The organism is Pseudomonas brassicae, from assembly GCF_010671725.1.
Taxonomy (GTDB): domain Bacteria; phylum Pseudomonadota; class Gammaproteobacteria; order Pseudomonadales; family Pseudomonadaceae; genus Aquipseudomonas; species Aquipseudomonas brassicae.
Genome location: NZ_JAAHBU010000400.1, coordinates 1 through 5035 on the forward strand (window position 1 = coordinate 1; position 5035 = coordinate 5035).

Sequence of the window (5035 nt, forward strand, 5' to 3'; positions counted from 1 at the left end):
GTCACTGTGGGAGCTGGCTTGCCAGCGAAGCGCCTGAATTTCGCAGCGAGCACAAGACGGTTGTGCTAGAGCCCCACAACTGGTTATTGTCGACCTATACAGGCCTCGACATGAAATCAGCGCTTCCCTAAAGGCTGGTGATTTTTTAAACTATCGAGTCCGCTCGCCCATCTGGGCTGAATACCGCATTTGCTACTGAGGAAGACCATGGCCCGCGTAACCGTTGAAGACTGCCTAGAACACGTGGCTAACCGCTTTGAGCTGGTCATGCTGTCTACCAAGCGTGCCCGCCAACTGGCCACCGGCGGTAAAGAGCCGACCTTGCCGTGGGAAAACGACAAGCCTACCGTGGTTGCCCTGCGCGAAATCGCCGAAGGCACCTGCACTCCGGCATTCATGGCCGAACAGGACATCCGCCAGGAAGACCCGGTCTTCGCTGCATTCGGTGAAGACGAGGCCAACGAGGCCGTCTAAGTCCATGCCTGGTCGACGTTGTACGGCGCAGGGCCCTCACTCTCGGCAGGAGTTCACATCGTGCCGAGCATAGACGCCCTCGCCGATCGCCTCTCGACCTATCTCGGCGCCGACCAGGTCAACCTGGTCCGCCGAGCGTATTTCTACGCCGAACAAGCCCACGACGGCCAGCGCCGTCGCAGCGGCGAGCCTTACGTCACGCACCCGCTGGCGGTGGCTAGCATTCTCGCCGACATGCACATGGACCATCAGAGCCTGATGGCCGCCATGCTGCATGACGTGATCGAAGACACCGGCATTGCCAAGGAAGCCCTCAGTTCCCAATTTGGCGAAACCGTCGCCGAACTGGTCGATGGTGTCAGCAAGCTGACCCAGATGAACTTCGAGACCAAGGCCGAGGCCCAGGCCGAGAACTTCCAGAAAATGGCCATGGCCATGGCCCGCGACATTCGCGTGATCCTGGTCAAGCTGGCCGACCGCCTGCACAACATGCGCACCCTTGAAGTGCTGTCGGGCGAAAAGCGCCGACGCATCGCCAAGGAAACCCTCGAGATCTACGCCCCCATCGCCAACCGCCTGGGCATGCACACCGTGCGCGTCGAATTCGAAGACCTGGGCTTCAAGGCCATGTACCCGATGCGCTCGGCGCGCATCTACCAGGCCGTCAAGCGCGCCCGCGGCAACCGCAAGGAACTGGTCAACAAGATCGAAGAGTCGCTCAGCCACTGCCTGGCGGTCGACGGCATCGAGGGCGAAGTCAGCGGCCGGCAAAAACATATCTATGGCATCTACAAGAAGATGCGCGGCAAACGCCGTGCCTTCAACGAGATCATGGACGTATACGCGTTCCGCATCGTGGTCGACAAGGTCGACACCTGCTACCGCGTGCTCGGCGCCGTGCACAACCTGTACAAGCCGCTACCCGGGCGCTTCAAGGATTACATCGCGATCCCCAAGGCCAACGGCTACCAGTCGTTGCACACCACGCTGTTCGGCATGCACGGCGTCCCCATCGAGATCCAGATCCGCACCCGCGAAATGGAAGAGATGGCCAACAACGGCATCGCCGCCCACTGGCTGTACAAGTCCAGTGACGACGAGCAGCCCAAGGGCACCCATGCCCGCGCGCGCCAGTGGGTCAAGGGCGTGCTGGAAATGCAGCAACGTGCGGGCAACTCCCTCGAATTCATCGAGAGCGTGAAGATCGACCTGTTCCCGGACGAGGTCTACGTGTTCACCCCCAAGGGCCGCATCATGGAGCTGCCCAAAGGCTCCACGGCGGTCGACTTCGCCTATGCCGTGCATACCGACGTGGGCAACAGCTGCATCGCCTGCCGCATCAACCGCCGCCTGGCGCCGCTGTCCGAACCGCTGCAAAGCGGCTCGACGGTCGAGATCGTCAGTGCCCCGGGCGCGCGACCGAACCCGGCCTGGCTCAATTTCGTGGTCACCGGCAAGGCGCGCACGCACATCCGCCACGCGCTCAAGCTGCAACGCCGCTCCGAGTCGATCAACCTTGGCGAACGCCTGCTCAACAAGGTCCTCAACGGCTTCGACAGTGCGCTGGACAAGATCCCGCAGGACCGCATCCAGGTCATGCTTGCCGAGTACCGCCTGGAACTGATCGAAGACCTGCTCGAAGACATCGGCCTGGGCAACCGCATGGCCTATGTGGTGGCGCGTCGCCTGCTGTCCAGCGACGGCGAGCAGTTGCCCAACCCCGAAGGCCCACTGGCCATTCGCGGCACCGAGGGCCTGGTGCTCAGCTACGCCAAGTGCTGCACGCCGATCCCGGGCGACCCCATCGTCGGGCACCTGTCGGCCGGCAAGGGCATGGTCGTGCACCTGGAAAACTGCCGCAACATCAGCGAAATCCGCCACAACCCGGAAAAATGCATCCAGCTGTCGTGGGCCAAGGATGTCACGGGCGAATTCAACGTCGAGTTGCGCGTGGAGCTGGAACACCAGCGCGGCCTGATTGCCTTGCTGGCCAGCAGCGTCAACGCGGCCGACGGCAACATCGAAAAAATCAGCATGGACGAACGTGATGGTCGCATCAGCGTGGTCCAGCTGGTGGTCAGCGTGCACGACCGTGTGCACCTGGCCCGCGTGATCAAGAAACTGCGCGCCCTGACCGGGGTGATCCGCATCACTCGCATGCGCGCGTAGCCCTCCCCCTGCAAGGAGTCACCATGACCAAGACCGTCATCACCAGCGACAAGGCCCCGGCGGCCATCGGCACCTATTCCCAGGCGATCAAGGCCGGCAATACCGTGTACATGTCCGGGCAGATCCCGCTGGACCCGCAAACCATGGAACTGGTCGAAGGCTTCGAGGCCCAGACCGTTCAGGTCTTCGAGAACCTCAAGGCCGTGGCCGAAGCCGCTGGCGGTTCGTTCAAGGACATCGTCAAGCTGAACATCTTCCTGACCGACCTGAGCCACTTCGCCAAGGTCAACGAAGTCATGGGACGCTACTTCGAGCAGCCTTACCCGGCACGCGCGGCCATCGGTGTTGCGGCGCTGCCGCGCGGCTCGCAAGTTGAAATGGACGCGATCCTGGTCCTGGCGTAATACCTCGCACGGCGGGCCGGCCGGCTCGCCGCCGCACTGTTCTGGAAGGACCCCGCCATGCGCCATGCGCTGACCCTGGCTGTGGCCGCCGCACTGTTGAGCGGTTGCGCCAGCCACACACCCGAAGATTACAACGGCACCTGGATCAACCAGCAGGCCATCGATGCCGCCGCCAAAGGCACCAGCCTGCGCAAGGCCCTGCAAGACAGCGGTGGCAACCTTGAATGGAAGGTCAACGTCGCGGCGGCCCAGGCCAGCTACACCAACGGCTTTGAAATCGTCGACGGCCAACTCAAGGCCGGCGAGCAGCAACGTGACGTCGAGTTCCCCGGCGGCCAGGTCGCCACCCTGAGCCTGGAGGGCGACGAACTGGTGGAACACGCCAGCCAGTGGGGCGCCGAGCACAGCTTCCAGAAGGCCAAAGCCCCGGCGCCTGCCGAAACCCGCACCGGCACAACGTTCGAGCAGGCACTCTACAGCGCGTACCTGGGTGGTAGCTGGAAAGTGATCGAAGGTCCGGGCCAGGGCAATGTGGTGCGCTTCGGCGACACCGGCAGCGTCGAAGGCCTGCCCAACCTGGACCGCTATGCGCTGTGCCTGGCCGGCGACTGCGCCACCATGAGCGGCGAGCACGACAGCCTGTGGCTGGAGCGCAACCAGCAGGGCAACCCGTGGATCTTCAAGCGTGACGGCGACCAGCTGGAAATCCTGCGTGCCCTCAACAGCGCCCAGCCCGACGAGATGCCGCAGCTGTACCCCGGCGCCCGGCAGTGGCTGCTCGAGCGCGACTGATCGGCTGCTGCCTCAGGCGTGCCCTTGCAGGATCGCCGCGTAGCCTTCCTTGTAGCTCGGGTACTGCGGCGCCCAGCCCAGTGCCCGGGCCCGCGCATTGCTGCAGCGCTTGCTGCCGGTGCGGCGCACACGCTCCTGCTCCGACCACTGGGTGACCCCCATGTAGCCGCGCAGCCAGGCAACCACCTCGGCCAGCGGCGCAGGGGCGTCGTCGACACCGATGTAGCAGTCGTCCAGCGCACGCCCCTCGGCATCCGCCTTGAGCAGGAACGCCAGCAGCCCGGCGGCGTCTTCGGCGTGAATACGGTTGCCATACAACGGCGGCGCCTCGGTCACCCGGTAACCTTGACGCACCTGGCTCAACAGCCACTCGCGACCCGGCCCGTAGATGCCGGTGAGGCGCACGATGCTGGTCGCAATACCGCTGGCCAGCGCCAGCTGTTCGGCCTGCAGCATCACCTGGCCTGAATAGCCTGACGGCAGGGTGGCGGCCGTCTCATCGACCCACTCACCGTCCTGCTGGGCGAACACGCTGCTGCTGGAGACGAACAGCAGGCGCCGCGGGCGCTGCCCACGCTCGGCCAACCAGCCCAGCACGTTTTTGAGCCCTTGCACATAGGCGCCTGGTAACCGGCTTCGTCATGCTGGCTGGCCGCCACGCAATACACCACATAGTCAGGCGCCACCACCGGCCAGTCGGCCGGGCACTGCGGGTTCTGGAGATCAGCCGCGATCCCGACCACACCGGCCGGCAAGGCGGCAACCGTCCTGCGAAGGCCGCTTACAGGCCAGCTGCAAGCAAGTAATTGCCGGGCCAAACGGCCACCGACATCGCCACAACCGACGATCAGAACTGAAGGCGCAGACATCCTGGAACTCCGTCAAACAAAGCCACAGCCTATCGGTGTAAATCGATAGGCGGCTAGTTAATGTGCAAAAAAAGATACTGTGTATCTTCTGTTAACAAGAATTACTTGCAATAATGCCCGCCCACATTTTGTTCTCGGCCCGACTCGAGGCCTGGAAGGACAACCACCCATTTCTTCTACATCAGGTCCGGCCAGCATGACACGTATTCAACCTTCCGCTTCGCCAACCATGCCGCGCGCCTGGCGCGCCATTGCCGCGCTGATGCTCAGCCTGGTACTGGCCCCGGCCGCCATGGCCGATGAGCCTGCCGCACAGAACGCCACCCC

4 protein-coding genes and 2 pseudogenes are annotated in these 5035 nt (G+C 63.7%); 5 read left to right on the forward strand and 1 reads right to left on the reverse strand.

The genetic code is table 11. The features are described from left to right. Positions 1-207 precede the first annotated feature (207 nt). Genes rpoZ through G3436_RS22775 form a run of 4 tightly spaced genes read left to right on the forward strand, consistent with a single transcriptional unit; the run spans position 208 to position 3839 of the window. Positions 208-474 (forward strand): DNA-directed RNA polymerase subunit omega, encoded by a 267-nt coding sequence (rpoZ, locus tag G3436_RS22760; RefSeq protein WP_163949760.1) that lies wholly within the window; start codon positions 208-210, stop codon positions 472-474. A 60-nt stretch (positions 475-534) separates the two neighbouring features. Beyond that, complete coding sequence (gene spoT / locus G3436_RS22765; RefSeq protein WP_163949762.1) at positions 535-2643, forward strand: bifunctional GTP diphosphokinase/guanosine-3',5'-bis pyrophosphate 3'-pyrophosphohydrolase; 2109 nt, start codon at positions 535-537, stop codon at positions 2641-2643. A gap of 23 nt (positions 2644-2666) precedes the next feature. Further along, positions 2667-3047, forward strand: a complete 381-nt coding sequence (locus G3436_RS22770) for a RidA family protein (RefSeq protein WP_163949764.1) — start codon at positions 2667-2669, stop codon at positions 3045-3047. A gap of 57 nt (positions 3048-3104) precedes the next feature. Beyond that, complete coding sequence (locus tag G3436_RS22775) at positions 3105-3839, forward strand: hypothetical protein (protein ID WP_163949767.1); 735 nt, start codon at positions 3105-3107, stop codon at positions 3837-3839. A gap of 12 nt (positions 3840-3851) precedes the next feature. Here the strand turns inward: G3436_RS22775 and G3436_RS22780 are convergent. Then, positions 3852-4708 (reverse strand): annotated as a pseudogene (locus G3436_RS22780) (NAD-dependent epimerase/dehydratase family protein). A gap of 196 nt (positions 4709-4904) precedes the next feature. Between G3436_RS22780 and G3436_RS22785 the strand changes: the two are divergent. Next, positions 4905-5035 (forward strand): annotated as a pseudogene (locus G3436_RS22785) (tonB-system energizer ExbB); the annotation flags it as partial.